The organism is Dyadobacter sp. OTU695, from assembly GCF_038440355.1.
Classification (GTDB): Bacteria; Bacteroidota; Bacteroidia; order Cytophagales; family Spirosomataceae; genus Dyadobacter.
The window spans coordinates 486,623-505,859 of the sequence record NZ_JASATN010000001.1; the positions used below are offsets into that span (position 1 = coordinate 486,623).

Genomic DNA, 19,237 nt, shown 5'->3' on the forward strand with positions numbered 1-19,237 from the left:
TAACCGATTATTGCTGCGCCAGCAGATACAATACGGCCATTCTCACAGCTACCCCGTTTTCTACCTGGTTCAGAATGATGGAATGCTGTGAATCCGCCGCATCCGACGAAAGTTCAACGCCGCGGTTGATAGGGCCAGGGTGCATCAGCACGATCTCCTTGTCCAGCTCATCGAGCATAGCTTTGTTGATACCATAATATAATGAATACTCACGCAGCGAAGGGAAGTACTTGATCTGTTGCCGTTCCAGCTGTATACGCAGCACGTTTGCCACGTCGCACCATTGCAATGCCTCTTTTACATTATGCCCGATCTTCACGCCAAGTTCTCCCAGGTGTTTGGGGATCAGGGTGGATGGGCCGCATACCATTACTTCCGCTCCAAGTTTTTGCAAACAGAATATATTTGATAATGCCACACGGGAATGGGTAATGTCGCCGATGATCGCGATTTTTTTCCCGGCGAGGTCGCCCAGCTTTTCACGCATCGAAAATGCGTCGAGCAGTGCCTGGGTAGGGTGCTCATGCGTGCCGTCGCCTGCATTCACGACGTTCGCCGGGATGCGTGTGGACAGGTAGTGGGGAGCACCCGGGCTGCTATGCCGCATCACGATCATATCCACCTTCATGGCGAGGATATTGTTGACCGTGTCGAGCAAGGTTTCTCCCTTCTTGACGGAACTGCCCGAGGCCGAAAAATTCACCACATCGGCAGAAAGCCGTTTTTCCGCAAGCTCAAAAGATAGCCTGGTGCGGGTAGAATTTTCGAAAAATACATTGGCAATGGTAATGTCGCGAAGGGAAGGGACTTTCTTGATGGGCCGGTTAATGACTTCTTTGAACTGAGTCGCTGTATCTAAGATAGTTTGAATGTCGTTCTCGTTCAGGTTTTTGATTCCAAGTAAGTGCCGGACCGAAAGTTGTGTCATTGTTTGTATTCAAGAAAGTTTGGCAAAGATAATAAGGAAGCGGTCAATGAGAAAATCCCGGGGGATTTTTCGGACAACAAAACTCCGGCCCCACCATCGGAAGGCGGGGCCGGAGTATGAGCGGGCATTTATTTCTTGATGAATTTCAGAGAAGTCGCCGTCCCGTCATTGTTCTGTATGCGTATCAGGTACAGCCCCGGGGAAAGACTTCCGACAGGTATGGACGACCGGCCCTGCGGGGCATAGCTACGCAATCGGACCTGCCCAGAGACGTCGGATATAATGTAGCTGAACCGGTCTTTCTGATTAGCCAGTTTGATATACAACATATGGTCCGCCGGATTGGGGAAAAGGCTCACTTCAAAACCGGGACGTTGCACCGATACCATATGCGAATAGGTATACGAATGGTCAGTATCTACCTGTTTGAGCCTGTAATAGCTGGTACCGGGTAGCGGCGAAGGATCTTCAAGGCGGTATTTATTGAGTGCCATAACAGTTCCTTTCCCGGTTATGCGGCCGATAGTAGCCCACGAGCGAGCGTCGGGGGAACGTTGAACATCGAAATAGTCACTGTTTTTCTCTTCGGTGGTAGTCCATGTCAGCAATACTTTCTCTTCCGCCACACTTGCATTGAAACTTACCAGCGTTACAGGCAGTGGGTTGGAGCAGGTTTGTACTGTGATGTCATCCAGGCGGAGTTCATCCCTGGCACCGGTGGCGGTAGCGTCAGTACAGTAATACCGCCAGAGCAACTGTACATATGGTTTGTCCAAGACATCCGCCGGAAGCGCCACCCAATTGACTACCTGCTCATGGCCCGCTGTCGCCGACCGCACATATTCCACCGGTTGGTTACTGGTATTCAGCACGTCGGTGAACGGCCCGCTCTCCGAAAGGCGGTATTGGAGCCGGATCGCGTACGGCCTGGTGTTGGGCGTTATGGTGCCTCCCGTCCATTTGACGCTGACCTGCGTTTTTCCCGTCGTGTTCAATGCAAGAATAGCCCCGCCGAGCTTCATACCCGGGTAGCCGGGGTTACCGGCTGCATTACCCGTGTTGATGAATGAAATACCGGCGGCGTCCAGCCCGTTGATCCGTGTCCGGCTGGTGAGATTGTAAACACCGCTGGTAAAGCCGACGATGTTCGAAGTAAGGCCCGGATCGTCGTTTTCCATGTATACGAAACGCATGTTGTCGGGAAATGTGCCTCCGGCAGTTGTGGCAGGCCAGGCGTTGAAGTTATACACGCATGCGCCCGCGTCCAGCGGCGCCGGTACCTGCACGGGCGCAACGTCCACGGCAAACACAGCACGGAATAAGGGCGTCGTGGAGGAAGGTGCAAACGTGATGACGGCAACGTTGGAAACAACCTGATTCGAAGCGTTTTCCCACTGAAGGAATTTGTAGCCTGGCTTGGGAAAGGCAGTCAATGTAATATTTACGTTTTTGAAATAGGTACCACTCCAGGGATAGGGGTTGGCCGCAACGCCCAGCGTGCTCGGCAGAATATCGATCGTGTTGACCCGCACATAACCGTGATCCGGGTTGGAGACGTTGACGGTTAACGACCGTGTACCGTCGACGAGGTTGAATTGGCTTTGAATATGGCTCCGCGCCACACCAGGCCGGTTTGTAGCGAAGTTCACCATCAGGTTCACATTCGACTCCCAGGTAGCATAGCTGGAAGGGCGGTTCCAGCGTTCGATATTCCTCGGTATTTCATTCGCTATGAGGTTTTTGCAAACATCAATCTGGGCAAGAAGCCGCGATGGCTGAAAATGGGAGTTGATCAGGTCGGCGTAGCGGTTGATAAACTTATTCCTGAAAGTAAGGTTCGGCAGGAGATATTGAAGTAAAAAATCGGGAGCGCTCAATGCTTTCGCAAACTGGTCGGCACTCAAATCTTCAAAACTCAGGTCCACGTCGAAGAGCGCCCAGCGCCAGCGCCCGTCCTTTCCCTTGCCGGCGGAAGGATTGTAGGACACCTTATGGCGCCAGTAGGTGACGTTGCCATACGGCCAGTCCCAGTTGGCACAATAAAGTTCAAGAATGCAGTAATCGATGAAGTTGTCCATATCCATCCGGGCCAAAGCGTAGTTGTAATTGTTGGCATCGGCCATATTGTTGGTTTTGATAAAATTGGACAGGTCGGCGTAGTGCCCTGAATTATTTTCAATGTCGGGATCTGCAAAAAACTCGATGTTTTCGGGTTCCAGTGCGTAATGGCTCGCGAAATAGTATTCATCCTGTCGCTCCCGGAGGTCGTGGATGCCCCAGTATTCACCGTTCAGGTAGGTGGTAACGGGCCGGTATTCCTGCAATTCCATATCCAGCCCCTTGGCGATCTGGTGAATGTAGGAGTCTTTCATGAGCGTTCTCTCATAGTCATTGCCCGAGTTCCGGAGAATGAGCCTTTTGAATGTGTGAAATGGCAATGCAGGAAAAAGGGGATAGTCGACATCGCTTTGTGAGGCATTAGGGCCGGTGGAATACAGCCGGAAACTTTTCTTATCGTGCGTTCTCGATCCCTGTCCGTGAATACGCAGGCCAAGGTCCTGGTTGACAACCACACTTCCGTTGACCAGCACCTCCACGTTCGACGGAATTTCTGAGCCGCGGTAGTAGTTGCCGACAGGCATGCCAAAAGACCCTGCGCCGGGGTTGTTATTACGCCAATCCACAAAATCCTTTCCCGCGACACCAATGCCATCCTCATAGTCGAACATGTCGTCCGGGTCGGTTTTGATGGAGAACACGGCTAATTGCGACTTCGGCTGGCCATCGGGCGTAAACAGGTAGGTCCGCGACTCCGTTTCGCTGGGCAGTTTTCCGGCTTCATAAGTCCTGGCGCGGATAACTGTGCCCTTGTATACCGGTTTTACGGGAACTGAATTGTAGGTAGGTGTGAAATCGTTCGTGGCGGAAATAGCCGCGTATACATCGGGTTGAGATGACTTGTCGGTAATCTGAATATTAACCGGCGAATTCTGTTTCAGTGTCAGGAAATTGGAGGTAAAGGTGGGGCCGGCGGATTGACCCGGGTCTTTCGGATACTGGTTTTTGAACTGATAGGCTTTACCCGGCGGTGTGATATTGTCCTTGTCGGGTTGAGAGCCATCGGTCGTGTAGTACACCTCCGCTCCCGGTACTGCCGTGGAAATAGTCAGATTAAAACTATTCTGAAAAAAGCCGCTTTCTACGCTCATAACCGGCGCGGAGGCGAACCCCGTGTAGGAATTGGCCGCTACGTTGCTTGCATTAGGCGAGGAAGGCGAAAAGTACACGATTTCGGCAGAGCCATTGGTTTTGCGGCCATAGGATACGTCCGTACGCTGCTTGGGGAAATCGATCTGATCGATGATTGTCTCATCGGGCGCCACGAGCAGAAACTGTTCTCCGTCGCCGCTCAGGCCAAACCCGAGATGTTTTGGCCCCCGCGACGGCAGGCCGCTTGCCCAGAGAATGAGGAATGAGCCCGGTTGGATGATCAGGTTTCCCGTACCGGTGGGTAACTGGAATTTTTTCAGCTCGCCCGCATCGTCGGTAACATAGTAGCCACCCAGGTCTACCGCCGCCGCGCCGGCATTGTAAAGCTCGATCCAGTCCTCGTCGGAGCCGGTTTCATCCAGGTAGGAAGCAGAGTTGGAAGCCATCAACTCATTGATTTTGACAGACTGACCCAGGCTGATAGTGCACGAGGCCCACATTGCCAGTGATAATGTGTAGTATAAATATTTCATGATGACAGAGGGGGGATTTTTCCGTTAGAAATTAAGCCTATTACAGCTTAAATACTAATAAACAGGCAGTTATTTTGATGTATAATGCTTGTTATTTATCTAATTTTCAATCGGTTGTATTCCTGTCGAATGTATCTCTCGGTACCCATGCAAATAATTTCAGATCCGTTGTACTATTTCGCATCCGGGCGTAGTTGTTTGGTGAAATACTTCGCAATCTAGTCGCGAGATTTTTTTTCAGACTTTATAGAAGGGCGGCTAGCATTTGACGCGGGCGGGATATTGGCGAGTACCTCATTATATTTGCGCAGAATACAATTTGGAAAATGGATAAAGTAACGGTGATCGCCCATTTGAAATCGCTCCTGGATGAGCGAATGCAGGTAGCCTGGAACGCTATGGAAGCGGCACAGGAATCGGCGAACGATCAGGGGAAAAGTTCGATGGGAGATAAGTATGAAACGTCGCGGTCGATGGGCCAGCTCGACCGCAATATGCATGCGCGCCAGTATGAGCAGGCGCGACAGGAACGGCTGATCCTCGAAAAGATCGGTGAAAGTGATGCTCCGGCCCGTAGTGCGACTGCACGCAGCTCGGTAGGCTCGCTGCTGGAAACGACGGCCGGCTGGTTCTTTATCGCCGTGAGCCTGGGGGCAGTTAAAATAGAAAATGAGACCGTTTTGGCAGTCTCATCTTCGTCGCCCGTGGGTGCTTCGCTGTTAGGAAAAGAACCCGGGACTTTTTTTGAGTTTATGAAAAAACAACACCGGGTAGTGGCGTTGCATTAAGCCATATTGTGGTAAACGCGCTGCACATCGTCGTCCTCTTCGATTTTCTCGATCAGTTTTTCGACTTCCGCAACCTGTTCTTCGCTCAATGTTTTGGTATCGTTCGGAATGCGGTCGAAATCCGCTTCAACGATTTCATAGCCATTCTCTTCAAAATAATGCTGTAATGCACCAAATGCAGAGAATTCGCCGTAAATGTTGATCAGGTTGGTCTCTTCATCGAGGAACACCTCTTCACCGCCCACGTCGATCAGTTCAAATTCCAGCTCTTCGATATCCTTGCCGGTGTTTTTGATCTTGAAAATGCATTTGCGGTCGAAGATGAAGTCGAGCATACCCATGGTACCGAGGCTTCCTCCCAGTTTGTTGAAGTAGCTTCTTACATTAGCTACCGTTCGGGTTGGGTTATCCGTCGTACTTTCTACGAGGATGGCAATGCCGTGAGGGCCGTAGCCTTCGTACACCATTTCCTTATAGTCGTCCTGATCCTTGGAAGTAGCGCGCTTGATCGCCCTTTCAACCGTTTCCTTGGGCATGTTCACTGCCTTTGCATTTTGCAGGAGAACCCGGAGTTTCGAGTTGGTGGCCGGGTCGGCGGTCCCGTTTTTCACTGCCAGAACGATGTCCTTACCAATCCTGGTAAAAGTTTTGGCCATCTTGTCCCACCGCTTGAACATCCGCGCCTTTCTGTATTCAAAAGCCCTTCCCATACTTAGAATGTATAATTAGTTATTTTTAATGTTGGTACCTTGGTATTGTCAATTGTGCCGCAAATTTATAAAAACGGTCAATATCAGGTAAAATAAAATTCTTTTGCTCAATACTTTCATGAATTATCGGCTCGACTGGCGTTTTCAAACTTTCGACGAACTTACTACAACAGAGCTTTACGGCATTCTACGCCTGCGGAGCGAAGTCTTCGTGCTCGAACAGCGGTGCTGTTTTCTCGATATGGATAATAAGGATCAATATAGCTATCATCTTTCCGGTTACCGAGATGGTGAGCTTATGGCATTTGCCCGCATTGTCCCGCCGGGTTTGTCCTACGAATTTCCGGCAATCGGGCGGATCGTCGTGTCGCCGCAGGGGCGCGGGGAAGGGTACGGGATCGAACTGCTCCATGAGTCGATCCGGAGATTGGAAGAATTGTACGGCAAAGTTCCCATCCGCATCGGTGCGCAACTGTATCTCAAAAGGTTCTATGAGTCGTTCGGTTTCAGGCAATCCGGCGAGGTTTACCTTGAAGACGACATCGAACATATCGAGATGACACGGCCAAATCAGTAGAAATTACAAAATGTGTTACGTTTTGGGGAATGGTTTCCCAAAAGTGTTGAAATAGTAAACACTGCATGTAACCGGAGAATGTGTTAAAACCGTGGAGAAACAGCATATTTTGGAAAAATTGTAGTAACTAATCTACATTTCGATAAAAAAAGTTTGATATAAATTGCTCATAAACGGTTTCTTTCCTAATTTGGCACAGAATTTTAGTTATTAGTATTCAGTCAAGCAAATTGTTGCTTTGGACCTGACGCCCTGTCAGGAACCCAATTAACATTTTTGACGAACACTGATAGAGGAGGGTTTACGTGGAATGGCCTACTGTAATGCGGTAGGCCATTTTTTTTGTGCTTTCTTTGTAGTCTTTTAGAACACACCACATCATTCCTAGATGACCAAAGTTACCGAGTACATTCGCCAGGCGGAAGGAAAGACCTTATTCTCCATCGAGATCATTCCCCCGCTGAAAGGGCAGAATATCAACGAACTGCTGAATTCCATTGAACCCCTGATGGAGTTCAATCCCCCTTTTGTAGATGTGACGTACCATCGCGAAGAGCTGATAGACAGGGTTGGCCCGGACGGGACCATCGAGCGTATCCCCATTCGCAAACGCCCCGGCACTGTCGGCATTTGCGCCCGCCTCATGGAACGCTTTAAAGTGGATGCGGTGCCGCATGTGATCTGCGGAGGCTTTACCAAAGACGAAACCGAAGATGTGCTGATCGACCTGCATTACTTGGGCATTGATAATGTGCTGGTGCTGCGCGGAGACCCTGAGAAATCGGCCGGTGTTTTCAGGCCGAAACCGGGCGGGCATACATACGCCTCGGAACTTGTGACGCAGGTAGATAATATGAACCGGGGGATCCTGCTCAATGCGGAAACCGAAATGTCTCCCACCAACTTCTGTATCGGCGTAGCCGGCTATCCTGAAAAGCATTTGGACGCGGCGTCATTTGATTCGGATTACGCGGCTTTAAAAAAGAAGATCGAGCTGGGGGCCAATTACATTGTGACCCAGATGTTTTTCGATAATCAGAAGTATTTCAGTTTCGTGGAACGCTGCCGTGCGGAGGGCATTACAGTGCCTATTATTCCCGGGTTAAAGCCATTATCAACGAGGAAGCAACTGACGGTGCTCGCCGACATATTCCACCTGGAATTCCCTCAGGACCTGGTAAAAGAAGTTGAAAAATGTGCTACTGATAAAGAAGTACGCCAGGTTGGCATCGAATGGGGCATTCAGCAATGCAAGGAGCTGATGGCTTATGGCGTACCCGTCCTGCATTTTTATACGATGGGTAAATCCGACAACGTTTCGCAGATCGCGCGCGGCGTATTTTAATGAAGGCTTAGCGTGCACTGCGGCGTGTCATTCGTAACATACCGCCGTGCCGTTGGCGCTCACCATCAGCATCGAGCTCCCGTTTCCGATCGTTTCGAGGTCGATATCCACGCCGATCACCGCATTGGCACCCAGGCGCTGTGCCTGCTCCATCATTTCGCGGATTGCAATGCTTTTGGCCTCGCGCAGCCCCTGCTCGTAGGAGCCCGAGCGCCCGCCCACGACGTCGCGTATGCCCGCGAGGAAGTCTTTGACAAAGTTGGCCCCGATAATGGCTTCACCATTCACCAGTCCGATATACTTAGTGATTCTTTTACCTTCGATATTCGGGGTAGTAGTAACAAGCATGCGATTTCAGGTTTTGATTGGTGTTGAGTTTTGACGGGCCAAATTACGGGTTTTGCCAAAGAAGAGGCTGAAAATAATGGTTTAGCGGCAAAGTAGAACGAGTTCGGGGTAAATTTTGAGTATAATCGTTAGTTTTGCCCCCTTGACCGAATTTTGAGTAGTAAAACAATTAATAATGGAACAGACAGTAGAAACCATAAACCATATCATCCGCACACGCCGGAGCATTTTCCCACCGAACTATATCCCGAAAGAGATCCCGCAGGAAGTCCTGGAAAATATCCTCGAAAACGCCAACTACGCGCCTACCCACAAGCGCACCGAGCCTTGGCGCTTCACCGTGTTCAGGGGCGAGGAAAAATTGCAGCACCTGGCCAGCTTTTTCATGGAACGCTACCGCAACAACACGCCGGCCGAGTCGTTTTCGCAGGCGCGCTATGAAGCTGCCGGAGAAAAGATCCTTAAATCGGCCTGTGTGATCGCTATCAACGCAGAGCTCCACCCGAACGACCTGCCCGAATGGGAAGAGACGGCCGCAGTGGCTTGCGCAGTTCAAAATATGTGGCTGACTGCCACCGCTTATGGCGTAGGCTCCTATTGGAGCAGCCCCGCAGTGTTGAAAGAGCTGGGCGAATTCCTTGGCCTGCCCGAAGGCCAGAAATGCCTGGGCCTCTACTACCTTGGCTACCACAATGCGCCTGAAACACCCGTACGCCGCAATAGCAGCATTGAGGAAAAAATCACCTGGGCCTGAGCATGAAACAGTCCCGCCCGACCCTGCGCGCGCAGCAGATCTCCAAGACGTTTGGTACAGATACCGTCCTTGCTGGCATCGACCTGGAACTCGCCCCTGGCGAGTGGCTGGGTATCCTGGGCGAAAGCGGGTCGGGGAAAAGCACCTTGCTACGCATTCTGGGCCGTTTCCTGGATGCGGAGCAGGGTGATGTTTTTTTCAAAGGACAATTACTGAAACCCGTGGCGAGCGAGCTCATGCCCGGGCACGAGGCCATCCGGCTCATTCACCAGGAGTTCGAATTGTTTCCTAATCAGACGGTCGAGGAGAATATCGCCTATTCGCTGCGCTTTTACGAACCGGATTACCGTCTCGAAAAAGTGGCGGAGCTATTGGAAACGACGGCATTGAAAAACGTCAAAGACCGCAAGGCCAAACTGCTTTCCGGTGGGGAGAAACAACGGACGGCCATTGCCAAAGCGATTGCCGAACTTCCGGATGTGCTGCTGCTCGATGAGCCTTTCGCGCATTTGGACAATCATAACCGCCGCGTACTTGCGGATGCGATCGAGCGCCTGCGCAAACAACAGAAAATGAGCTGCATTTTCGTGACACACGAAGCAGCCGATGCGCTCGCCTGGTCGGACAGGATCGCCGTGCTGCGCGATGGCAGGATCATTCAGATCGGGACGCCGCAGCAGGTTTACAACAACCCCGCAAACAGCTATGTAGCCGAACTGACGGGCGATATCAACTGGATCGCCGGCGATCAGGGCAAAAAGCAGTTTTACATTCGGCCCGAAAAAATCAAGCCGACGCGTAACCCGGAAAAAAGCCGATGGATAGGCAAGGTTGAAGCAATGCGCTTTCACGGCAACCATTGGGAAATCCGCTGTTCGAAAGGAAAAGAGCAGTTATCTTTTTACAGGAACAAGCCTGACCTCGAAATAGGGCAGGAAGTGCATTTGACATACGCCTCCAAAGACCTCAAAAGCATTTGAGCTTCCCTATAATTTAAACCAAAAGGAAATCTTCACGGCAAATGGTGTCACATTCGGGTTATCGAGATAGGTAAGCCGGTGGATAAAGTCGACGCGACCGGTCCGGAAAATATTATCGATCCCGTAGCCAAGTTCAATATAAGGTTTTGAATTTAACCTGTTGAATGCCATTATCTGCTTGCCCGATTCGTCGGTAGTGGTAGTAAGCGTCTCGTTGGCCTGGCTGATGCTTCCATAGAACAGCCTTCCGGTAGCCAGCATTCTCAGTTTTAGCCGCCTTATCGCCGGGATGCGGTTTAATATAAATCCTTCGAAATTATGCTCCATGCGCACAGCGAAGTAACGGTCGCTGATAAACTCGAAATAGCGCATCAGGTTATAGGCATTCTCGACATAAAAGAAGGACTCGTTGCCGAGCGGTGTATAAAGCAGCGGATAGGGCAGGGTGGACGGAATATAGCCGAACGTGACATTATAATAGGTCCGGCCGATCACCCCGGCGCGAAAGCTCTGCCGGATATTAAAGGAAAATTTGTTGTAATTGAAATCCCCACCCAGCAAATGCCTGAATCCGTGGGTGTAGCGTAAAGTAAAGGCGGGCGAATTGCCATTACCCATGCTAATGCGCTCGTTGTCGTTTAAAAGAAAGGTCTCTTTCTGCGCCAGTCTCGCTTCAAAATTAACTTCGGTAATGTCAAAAGCACTTTTGAGGGGTGAGTCGTCGCCCGCGGCCGGATCCGTACGGTAAGTGAAAGGAAAAAGCGGGTCGAAGGTGCGATGGCGAAGTTGAACGCTACCGGTAAGGCCTTTTACGACTTCCCTTTTGAAATAGGCTGAAATATCCTGCTGCCAGTAAGGCCTGCGGAATGCCCCGAACCGGGAGAATGCCCCGAAAATAGTGCTCGGCCCGATGGTTTCGGCTGAAAGTCCCAGCCTTTCGAGGTCTTTCGAATAAGAAATACCCGCCATTGTCCAGGGTTTGCGGCTCACAATGTAATCGAGCCCGCCGCCGTATTTGAAGTCGTGGTCGCGTGTGCCATATGCGCCATAGCCGCTGAAAATCCACTTTTTACTGAAACCAGGATCCGTTCGGAAACCGAGGCGAAAACGGTGACCTTCCACTTTATTGTTGGCATACAAATACAAATAGGGACCTACGTCGATGTTCCATTTGTCGATCCGCTTGTAGCCGTTTACAAAAATATTAAGAAGCTCGGTGTAGGTTTTAACCACCGGCAATGCTTTTAGCGAATCGACCAGTTCGAAGGTCAGTTTTTCGGTAGGGCTGAGGTCTTCCGGGCGGCTTTTAGCCCAGAATGTAGAATCATGCTCGCGGTAATCTTCTGCGAGTTCAATGGCCGTGTCATAAAAGCGGCTGTCTCTCGGTGCATTGATCTTGTATTGGGACTGAGCAGAGTAAAATTTTAAAAGCATGCCCGCGGCCTGCGGGGTAGGCTCGTCGACATCGATTAACACGCGTGTTTTGTGCGGCAGCCAGTTCTTTTCATCATCGGATAACTCGTACGATTGCTGGATCTTAATGCGGTCGATGTAGTTAAGGTTGGCCCGCTTGTCGACACTGACGTCTATCTGGGTCAGCGCGAATGTCTGCCCGTCAACCCATAGAGAACCTGTAAATGCGAGGTCCTGCTTCTGCCGGGGTTCGAACTCGATGTGGTAGTCGTAGCCGGAGCCATTATCGACGCTGTCGGCCAGGTAATATTCGTAATAGAGTTTCCAGTTGTCCGAAATCGGCGAAACAAAGTCTTTTTGAAGGATATTGAGCCAATTGTTGTAAAAGTTGTATTGCTGGAAGGTGGAACCGATTAGCTGCGAAACCACACTCCCGTCTGTGAGCCCCACGCCCGAAACCTTTGTTTTGTTAATGACCTCCTTCTTTTTCTGCGGATCACGACGGTAGAAAACCTCCGAAACCGATTCGGAAATAAAGATCGGGATAATCGTTTCCCCGTTTTCGCCCTTCACTTCGTCGAATTTTTCGAGGACATGGGTCATTTTTTTGACCGGCTTCCGGTTTCTGAAGCCTTTCGAAAGATTGTCAATATCGATCTGGATCTTATTGTAAGCCTGATACTCGTATGCCGTCAGCTCATCGGCATTGTTCGCTTTCTTACGTGCGACGATTTTACGCATTACCGCATAGGCCGGGTTTTCGCCCGCCAGAATTTTGACCTCGCGTAACTGCATGGTTCCGGGCGAAAGCTGAATATCGATCACCTGCTGGGACAGATTGGGTACAATAGCCTTACTCCGGCTCGTGTATCCGACGTTCGTAACCGTGATGGAATCGGCCGGAGGAGTGAATTTTAACTCATAAATACCGTCGAAATTGGTGATTGTGCCGCCTAGCTTCGCGCGGATGCCGATGTTGGCAAAGGGAATGGGATCACCCGTGGAGGCGTCGGTAACCCGGCCCTTGATGGTATAGGTAGCTTGTGAAAAGGCCTTCGTACAAAAAAGGCCAAGAAGAAGGATCAGAGCGGCTATGTTCCGGCGCGGCCTCATTCCTCATTTTCATTTTTGCCTATTTGGATATTGGAAGTAACGTCCGCTGCCGGGCGCAGAATATGAACGTCGAGGACCGCTTTCGGGCGTGCCAGGTACTCGCGTACGAGCGTACGGAAAGAATAGCCGTTGGGTACATCCTGCGCAGCAAAGGAAATGGCATTGATGCCTTCATTATGAGCAATATACAATGCCCTGGCGTTGTGGAAGTTCTGGGAAATGATGGTGAAATTGTCCTGGTTGAAAACCTTTTTGCAACGGACGATCGAATCGAAAGTCCGGAAGCCGGCGTAATCCAGCGTCATGACATTCTCGGGAATGCCCAGGTTCAGGAGCGCGCGCTGCATGTCCAGCGGCTCATTGTAGTATTGTGAATCGTTGTTTCCGCTAAGGATAATGTATTTGATTTTCCCCTCTTTAAATAGCCGTGCGGTAGCCTCCATGCGGTATTTGAAGAAAAGGTTTTCACCTCCTTTTTCCGACTTTTTGCTGGTTCCGAGCACCAATGCCACATCGTTCGGCGGCAAGTTTTCGAGCGAGAAATAGGAGTATTGCCGTGTACAATAGACTACCCAGAAATTACAAAGCAGGATGAAAACCATGCAGGCAAATAATAAGGCTAATATGATTTTGATCAATTTTTTCACCTGTGCACGCGTTGCCTTTTTTGAATTTTCAGTTCCTGGAAATTCGCCCGGATTGCGTACGTCGGCGTCCAGATATGACGTACGCAATCGGCGGGTATTTTTGTTGCCTGAAGCGCTCTGTTTCGTTCGCTATTCGAACAACCCAAGCTGACTTTTAGGATCGGAGCCTTTTTTGCCCTCTTTTTTGGGTTTTGACTCGCTTTGGGGGGCGTCGGAGCTGTTGTCCTCTTCTGCGCTGCCGGCGGCCTCTCCGTTGTCTTCGTCCTCTTGAGGATTAACAGTATTTTCCATTAAAGCATTCGCCGGATCGCCGGTCGCCGGATCGCCGGCCGCCGTGTCATCCGGAGTTTCGTCGCTGTCATCGTCGTCCATCGTCGGGCCGTCGGCTTCCGGGGCGCCGGCAGCTTCCTCTACCGGCACAGCCAGGGGTTCGAGCCAGCGGATTTCCTTGAACTTGTCGTTCGGTATGCGGTTCCCCTGCGCCCGCCAGCCGCGGATATCGACCATTTCCTCTACCAGGTATTCCTCGGCGCTCTGTTCTTTTTGGGCCGTTTTAGGATAAACGATTTCCAGGCGCGGGCGAACATCCGTGCTGGCGAGGATCAGCTTGCTGTTTTTGGCATCGCTGATAAAAAGAAATTTCTTGTCGAGCGAAGAGGTCTCGATATTGAACCTTTTGATAAAATGCTGTTTTTGTCCTCCATCAAAGTAAATGGCGGTAATCGGCAGCTTGGTATCGAATTTCTTGACCAGCAACACTTCGTGCGGCTCGTAGTGGTTTGTTAAATCGAAGTTGGTCAGCTCGTAGGAGCCGTCCTTGTAGATGACTACAATGTTGTCCGTCGGGCCGAAATTGCCGAGATATTCTCCACGCTCGTCGCGGTTCAGGCGGCCGATAATCGGGTCGAACCACATATCTACGCCACCCAATGTCGAGCGGCCGGCTTGTTTCAGGGTAATTTTCCGGACCGGATATTTCGTCAGAATGTTCCCCATCGCACTGCGGTTTTTGATCAGCAGTTCGGCAAAGTTGTAGTCAAACTGCTTGACTTTCGCTTTGCTTTGGGCCTGGAGATTAACCGTGACGATTTCGGCCTCGCCGTTATCGTTCGCTGTAAAATAAGTGATCTTCGACTTGGGCGTTCCCTGTGTGAGGTCGTACTCGCGGTCGCGCGTGACGGCGGTTACCTGGAAGCGTTTGGCATAGGACACGCCGGTTTTGCCATCGACATACACCAGATTGTACACCTTCCTTTCATCGTTTTTGAGGAAAACGGCGCAGTGGATAATGTCTTTGCCGACAAAAACCTTTTCCTGTACTTTTGTCACCACGCACCGGCCATCGGCCCGGAACACGATAACATCGTCGATGTCCGAGCAGTCCATCACATATTCGTCCTTTTTCAGGCCGTAACCGATAAAACCTTCCGCCCGGTTGACGTACAGTTTCTGGTTGTTAGCTGCTACGATATTGGCCGATATCTGGTTGAATGCACGAATTTCAGTCTTTCTGCCTCGTCCTTTGCCGTATTTCTTCAACAAATCCCTGAAATACTCGATCGCGAAACGGGTAATGTGTGCCAGGTTATCCTCGGTTTCGGCGAGGTCTTCCTGCCATTTGCGCATGAGCTCGTCGGCCTTGAAACCGTCGTATTTCGAGATCCGTTTAATGCGGATTTCGGTCAGCTCTACAATATCGTCGTCGGTGATTTCGCGGTAAAACTGTGGTTTGTAAGGTTCCAGGCCTTTGTCGATCGTCCGGATGACGGCCTCGAAAGTTTCGCATTCCTCGATATCACGGTAAATGCGGTTTTCGATGAAGATCTTTTCGAGCGAGCCATAAAGGATCTTTTCCAGCAATGCCAGCCGCTTGATTTCCAGCTCGCGCTGCAGCAGGTGGACGGTTTGCTGGGTATTGTATTTCAAAATGTCGGTAACACCGACGAAATGCGGCTTTTCTGCAATAATGATACACGCATTCGGCGAAATGGAGACCTCGCATTCCGTGAACGCGTACAAGGCGTCCATGGTAATGTCGGGCGAAACGCCTGGCGCCAGATGCACCTGGATTTCCACATCCGCCGCCGTATTATCCACTACCTTTTTGATCTTGATCTTACCCGCATCATTCGCTTTAATGATCGATTCGATAAGCGAAGTCGTGGTAACACCGAAAGGAATGTCGCGGATGACGAGCATCTTCTTATCCTCTTCCTCGATTTTGGCACGTACCCGCACTTTCCCCCCGCGCTGGCCGTCGTTGTAGTTGGAAACATCTACCAAACCGCCTGTAAGGAAGTCGGGAAAAATTGCTACTTCCTTGCCCTGGAGAATGCTGATGGACGCCTCGATGAGTTCGCAGAAGTTGTGCGGGAGTATTTTGGTGGATAATCCTACGGCGATACCTTCCACGCCCAGCGAAAGCAGCAACGGGAATTTTACCGGCAATGTGATCGGCTCACGCTTACGGCCGTCGTAGGAAAGCTGCCATTCGGTAGTGTCGTCGTTGAAAACGATCTCCTTCCCAAAGCGCGACAGCCGGACTTCGATATAACGTGCCGCCGCCGCGCCATCGCCGGTACGGATATCGCCCCAGTTACCCTGCGTATCGAACAGGAGCTCTTTTTGCCCGATATTGACGATCGCATCATAAATGGATGCGTCGCCATGCGGGTGGTACTGCATGGAAGAACCGACCACGTTGGCCACCTTGTTGAAGCGGCCGTCGTCCATCTCGTTCAGTGCGTGCATAATGCGGCGCTGAACGGGTTTCAGACCGTCTTCGATCGCCGGAACGGCACGCTCCAGAATTACATAAGAAGCATAATCAAGAAACCAGTTTTCGTATAAGCCCGAAATGGGCAGTTTATCATGCAATCCGCTATCTTCTGCGCCGGGCGCAGCTCCGTTTTCGTCCATAAATGTAGGAGGAACCAGGTTTTAAGTATTCAGAAAAAATTGGTCAGCCATGCGCTTCCCGGTCTTCATAGGGGGCTGGCTCATTCAAAAAGAAAGAAACAGGGTGAAGTTTACCGGAAGATCAGGTTGAATTAACTGCTAATATAGCAATTTAAGCGATAAAACTTAGCTTTCAGAAGCCGGGTCTGATGCATTAAGTACCGCTAGCAGCTCGCTGACCATCATCGCGGTAGCGCCCCATATTTTGTAACCCTGTACCATATAATGAGGTGCATATACCTGTTCCCCACGTACTTGAATGTCGCTCGAACCGATAATATTAACATCAGAAATTTCTTCGAGTTTGATCTCAAAAATATCTTCCACCTCGCGGGGGTCGGGATAGAAGCCGGGGCGGTAGGGCATCGCCGCCACTACCGGCAGCACGTAGAAGTTGCTTGCGGGAATAAACAGCTCAGTTAATGCCCCCAGAATTTTAACATCCGTGAGTCGCAGACCGATCTCTTCCTGCGCTTCACGCAATGCCGTGCGGATCAGGTTCTCATCGCTCAATTCATAGCGTCCGCCGGGAAATGCTACCTGGCCGCTGTGCACACCATCGTACGCGGGTCGCAGGATCAGCGGGAAATATATTTCGCCCTGGTGAGGATAAAAAAGAATGAGCACGGCACTTCTGCGGGTCCGGGCATTGGGCTTGAAAGTAAGGCGAAGTCGGGAAGAGGCCTGCATTACGCGGTGGGCCGTCTCACCGGGTAACGGAAATGTCAGTTTATGTGTCAGCTGTTCGGTAAAAGCGTAAAATGATTCCAATGCGGCCATGTCAGGCGGTTAATTTGATAGTCGTGTTGGCATCAGTTTAAATAGTGGCCTTGTATGCTAAATCTTTGCGTAGTTAAGTTCCCGTTTAAAATCAAAGAAACTTTCAAGGCTTAGGTCTTCGTCCAGTTCTTCCCAATGAACACTATCGCCTAATGGACCGATCTCAAAGCGTAACCGCTGATCAGCAGGGGCATTTTCCAATCTTTTGAACCAGGCAAGCGGATTCCCGATTGTGTGACCGCTGTCCAGAACCAGATATATATTGGTCTCGTCGAACCAAACCTTCGTGATTTTCATAGTTATACGTTTTTGATAACGACAATTCATTCTCCATGAAAGTCGTGCCACTTTTTAACAATCAACTCAGCATTCCTCGACTAGTGCAGATCCTTCGGTAATATTGTAAAAAAGCAATATAAGCAAATATAACAATTACCAGTCAGGATTGTGAAGGCTTACACGGGGAGGTGCGTGTACAACCGCGCCAGCTGCTCGGCGCATCTTTCTCCGTCCATAGCTGCCGACATAATGCCCCCGGCGTACCCGGCGCCTTCGCCGCAGGGGAACAAACCTTTGATTTCCGGATGTTCGCAGCTTTCGCGCTCACGGGGAATGCGGACGGGCGACGAAGTACGGCTTTCGACGCCGATCAACTGGGCGTCGCCGGAGAGGTAACCCCGCATTTTCCGGCCGAAATCCGATAATGCGTCGCGGAGCGGGAATGCAATGTGTCCCGGCAGAACGTCGTATAGGTCGACGGATTGCAGGCCCGGCTGGTAAGATGTATCGCGCAGGTGGGGGGAAGTTTTGCCTTTTACAAAATCCACGGCAAGCTGAGCCGGCGCTGTTTGAGTGGCTCCTGCAAGTTTACAAGCGGCTTGTTCCAGTTCGCGTTGCAGTTGCAGACCGGCCATTGGCCCGAATGCTTTATACGGGGCAAGGTCAGCTTCCTCGATCGTCACCACCATGCCCGAATTGGCATAGGGCGAGTCACGGCGGGAGGGCGACATGCCATTGACGACCACCTCGCCGGAAGCAGTAGCGGCCGGAACGATGAAGCCGCCCGGGCACATACAAAAAGAGAAAACACCCCGCTGGACGCCTTTGTAGCGGGTTTGCGTCACCAGACTGTAAGATGCCGCAGGCAAATACGGCCCGCGATCGACGTCGCAATGATATTGTATTTTATCGATCGTGTTCTGAGGATGTTCGATCCGCACGCCCATTGCGAAGGATTTGCTTTCGATCAGGATATTCTTGGTGTGAAGCAGCTCGTAAATGTCTCTGGCTGAATGGCCTGTGGCCAGTATAACGCCAATTCCCGTGTGCTCATCTTTGTCGTTCGTCACTACGCCCGTAATGCGGTTGTTGCGGACGATCAAATCTGTCACTTTGGTATCGAAATGAATTTCCCCGCCTGCTTTCAAAATGCTTTCGCGCATTTCGGCAACGACGACGGGCAATTTGTTGGTACCGATATGCGGATGCGTGTCGATCAATATCTGCTCGCTGGCGCTGTGCGCGACGAATATTTCCAGTACCCTGCGAATGTCGCCGCGTTTGTTGGACCGGGTATAGAGCTTACCGTCCGAGTAAGTCCCCGCGCCGCCTTCCCCGAAGCAGTAATTGGACTCGGGATTGACATAATGTTCCTTATTGATAGCCGCCAGATCGCGTCGTCGGGTGCGCACGTCCTTTCCTCTTTCAAATAAAACCGGCTTGATACCCAATTCGATCAATCGTAATGCGGCAAACATTCCGGCCGGCCCGCAACCGACGATCAACGCCTGCGGGCGCTTGCTCACATCCGGGTATACCATGCGTGTGCCTGCCAATACAGGTGGGGTCTCCCCGACGTAGACTTCGGCTTGTATATTAATTTTTACCTGTCTGCTGCGTGCGTCTATCGACTGGCGCGTTTTGCGAATGAAGGGATTGTCGCTTTCTCGCAGACGGAGTTTTTGAATTACAAATCGACGGAAATTGTCGTCATCCAGCGCGATTTCCGGCGCCAGGGTCAGTTGAAGCGTATGTTGCATTATCAGAAAGGGATTTATCCTTTAACAACACAAAGGTAACCAGACTTTCCCAGCCAACAAATCCCCATCCAGCCGACACCACCGTACCTGACCAATCCTGACCACTCTTGACGA

General features: G+C 50.9%; 15 protein-coding genes. 5 read left to right on the forward strand and 10 right to left on the reverse strand.

Going from position 1 to position 19,237, the window contains the following annotated elements:
- Positions 1 to 7 precede the first annotated feature (7 nt).
- Together AAHB90_RS02160 and AAHB90_RS02165 are read right to left on the reverse strand one after the other, a co-directional pair.
- Positions 8 to 928: an aspartate carbamoyltransferase catalytic subunit gene (locus AAHB90_RS02160; protein ID WP_019940609.1), complete on the reverse strand. Its 921-nt coding sequence runs from the start codon at positions 926 to 928 to the stop codon at positions 8 to 10.
- Positions 929 to 1,056: 128 nt separating this feature from the next.
- Positions 1,057 to 4,671, reverse strand: coding sequence for a CotH kinase family protein (locus tag AAHB90_RS02165; protein ID WP_342083259.1), 3,615 nt, complete (start codon positions 4,669 to 4,671; stop codon positions 1,057 to 1,059).
- Positions 4,672 to 4,997: 326 nt separating this feature from the next.
- Here AAHB90_RS02165 and AAHB90_RS02170 point away from each other — a divergent pair, with 326 nt between their 5' ends.
- Complete coding sequence (locus AAHB90_RS02170; RefSeq protein ID WP_342083260.1) at positions 4,998 to 5,459, forward strand: transcription elongation factor; 462 nt, start codon at positions 4,998 to 5,000, stop codon at positions 5,457 to 5,459.
- Here the strand turns inward: AAHB90_RS02170 and AAHB90_RS02175 are convergent.
- The gene (locus tag AAHB90_RS02175) at positions 5,456 to 6,169 is read right to left on the reverse strand and encodes a YebC/PmpR family DNA-binding transcriptional regulator (RefSeq protein WP_342083261.1); all 714 of its coding nucleotides are present in this window, start codon (positions 6,167 to 6,169) and stop codon (positions 5,456 to 5,458) included. The genes AAHB90_RS02170 and AAHB90_RS02175 overlap by 4 nt on opposite strands.
- A 118-nt stretch (positions 6,170 to 6,287) precedes the next feature.
- On the opposite strand from AAHB90_RS02175, the gene AAHB90_RS02180 reads away from it, so the two are divergent.
- Positions 6,288 to 6,746: a GNAT family N-acetyltransferase gene (locus AAHB90_RS02180; RefSeq protein WP_342083262.1), complete on the forward strand. Its 459-nt coding sequence runs from the start codon at positions 6,288 to 6,290 to the stop codon at positions 6,744 to 6,746.
- 388 nt (positions 6,747 to 7,134) lie between these two features.
- Positions 7,135 to 8,091 (forward strand): methylenetetrahydrofolate reductase [NAD(P)H], encoded by a 957-nt coding sequence (metF, locus tag AAHB90_RS02185; RefSeq protein WP_342083263.1) that lies wholly within the window; start codon positions 7,135 to 7,137, stop codon positions 8,089 to 8,091.
- Positions 8,092 to 8,118: 27 nt separating this feature from the next.
- Here metF and AAHB90_RS02190 read toward each other — a convergent pair whose 3' ends face one another.
- Positions 8,119 to 8,439, reverse strand: a complete 321-nt coding sequence (locus tag AAHB90_RS02190) for a heavy metal-binding domain-containing protein (protein ID WP_090377922.1) — start codon at positions 8,437 to 8,439, stop codon at positions 8,119 to 8,121.
- Between the two features lie 175 nt (positions 8,440 to 8,614).
- Between AAHB90_RS02190 and AAHB90_RS02195 the strand changes: the two genes are divergently transcribed.
- Together AAHB90_RS02195 and AAHB90_RS02200 are read left to right on the forward strand one after the other, a co-directional pair.
- Positions 8,615 to 9,193 (forward strand): nitroreductase family protein, encoded by a 579-nt coding sequence (locus tag AAHB90_RS02195; protein WP_342083264.1) that lies wholly within the window; start codon positions 8,615 to 8,617, stop codon positions 9,191 to 9,193.
- Between the two features lie 2 nt (positions 9,194 to 9,195).
- Positions 9,196 to 10,173 carry an ABC transporter ATP-binding protein gene (locus tag AAHB90_RS02200; protein WP_342083265.1) on the forward strand — a complete coding sequence of 326 codons (978 nt, stop codon included), beginning with the start codon at positions 9,196 to 9,198 and terminating at the stop codon, positions 10,171 to 10,173.
- A gap of 6 nt (positions 10,174 to 10,179) precedes the next feature.
- Here AAHB90_RS02200 and AAHB90_RS02205 read toward each other — a convergent pair whose 3' ends face one another.
- From AAHB90_RS02205 to AAHB90_RS02230, 6 genes are all read right to left on the reverse strand, one after another.
- Positions 10,180 to 12,699 carry a DUF5686 and carboxypeptidase-like regulatory domain-containing protein gene (locus AAHB90_RS02205; protein ID WP_342083266.1) on the reverse strand — a complete coding sequence of 840 codons (2,520 nt, stop codon included), beginning with the start codon at positions 12,697 to 12,699 and terminating at the stop codon, positions 10,180 to 10,182.
- Positions 12,696 to 13,346: a SanA/YdcF family protein gene (locus AAHB90_RS02210; RefSeq protein WP_342083975.1), complete on the reverse strand. Its 651-nt coding sequence runs from the start codon at positions 13,344 to 13,346 to the stop codon at positions 12,696 to 12,698. The genes AAHB90_RS02205 and AAHB90_RS02210 overlap by 4 nt, the downstream gene beginning before the upstream one ends.
- A gap of 129 nt (positions 13,347 to 13,475) precedes the next feature.
- Positions 13,476 to 16,265, reverse strand: coding sequence for a DNA gyrase/topoisomerase IV subunit A (locus AAHB90_RS02215; RefSeq protein ID WP_342083267.1), 2,790 nt, complete (start codon positions 16,263 to 16,265; stop codon positions 13,476 to 13,478).
- 165 nt (positions 16,266 to 16,430) lie between these two features.
- Entirely contained in the window at positions 16,431 to 17,084 is a 654-nt protein-coding gene (locus AAHB90_RS02220) for an NUDIX hydrolase (RefSeq protein WP_342083268.1), read from the reverse strand.
- Between the two features lie 57 nt (positions 17,085 to 17,141).
- Positions 17,142 to 17,381 carry a DUF2442 domain-containing protein gene (locus AAHB90_RS02225; RefSeq protein ID WP_342083269.1) on the reverse strand — a complete coding sequence of 80 codons (240 nt, stop codon included), beginning with the start codon at positions 17,379 to 17,381 and terminating at the stop codon, positions 17,142 to 17,144.
- Between the two features lie 158 nt (positions 17,382 to 17,539).
- A complete protein-coding gene (locus tag AAHB90_RS02230) occupies positions 17,540 to 19,123 on the reverse strand; it encodes an NAD(P)/FAD-dependent oxidoreductase (RefSeq protein WP_342083270.1) in 1,584 nt (527 codons plus the stop codon).
- Positions 19,124 to 19,237 lie beyond the last annotated feature (114 nt).